The sequence below is a fragment of the Staphylococcus sp. EG-SA-2 genome, from assembly GCF_017152085.1.
Window position 1 is genome coordinate 1 of sequence record NZ_JACYHC010000167.1, and the last position, 534, is coordinate 534.

A 534-nucleotide genomic window follows, 5' to 3' on the forward strand; every position below is an offset into this window, starting at 1 on the left:
TGGTACACCAACACCAACGTTAACACCATCAGATGTTACAAATGCAGCAACGCAAGTAACGAATGCGAAGACGCAGTTAAACGGTAATCATAATTTAGAAGTAGCGAAACAAAATGCTAACACAGCAATTGATGGTTTAACTTCTTTAAATGGTCCGCAAAAAGCAAAACTTAAAGAACAAGTGGGTCAAGCGACGACGTTGCCAAATGTTCAAACTGTTCGTGATAATGCACAAACATTAAACACTGCAATGAAAGGTCTACGAGATAGCATTGCGAATGAAGCAACGATTAAAGCAGGTCAAAACTACACAGATGCAAGTCAAAACAAACAAAATGACTACAACAATGCAGTCACTGCAGCAAAAGCAATCATTGGTCAAACAACTAGTCCATCAATGATTGCGCAAGAAATTAATCAAGCGAAAGACCAAGTGACAGCTAAACAACAAGCGTTAAACGGTCAAGAAAACTTAAGAACTGCGCAAACAAATGCGAAGCAACATTTGAATGGCTTAAGTGACTTAACTAATGC

General features: G+C 38.6%; 1 protein-coding gene. It reads left to right on the forward strand.

The genetic code is table 11. The features are described 5' to 3' along the window. Positions 1 to 534: GA module-containing protein (locus IDG60_RS01580; RefSeq protein ID WP_206160413.1), on the forward strand; the 534-nt coding region annotated here is incomplete at both ends.